The sequence below is a fragment of the Xenorhabdus bovienii genome, assembly GCF_024721015.1.
Lineage (GTDB): Bacteria > Pseudomonadota > Gammaproteobacteria > Enterobacterales > Enterobacteriaceae > Xenorhabdus > Xenorhabdus bovienii.
On the sequence record NZ_JANAIF010000459.1, the window covers coordinates 1 to 251 of the forward strand.

A 251-nucleotide genomic window follows, 5' to 3' on the forward strand; every position below is an offset into this window, starting at 1 on the left:
TTTACAAGCTAGAACACCACTTATCATTTTATTCATTACTTTGCCTATATTCTTAGCATTAGTAAATTGGAGATATATTTTCTTATTTATATTATTATCAATAGGCTCTATCATAATCATTACAAATTCAAGCCTACTCATTAAATCAAAATTAAGATATACTAGATTTGCAAAATCAGCTATTGAGCAAAGAGTCGGGATTTGGAATTCATCTCTTTCAGTCATTAAAGATAATTACTTCTTAGGTGTTG

1 protein-coding gene is annotated in these 251 nt (G+C 27.5%); it reads right to left on the minus strand.

Annotated elements, in window-relative coordinates:
- Positions 1-225 (minus strand): hypothetical protein (locus tag NXS07_RS21400; protein ID WP_258087691.1); only part of this gene is annotated, 225 nt, incomplete at its 3' end.
- Positions 226-251 lie beyond the last annotated feature (26 nt).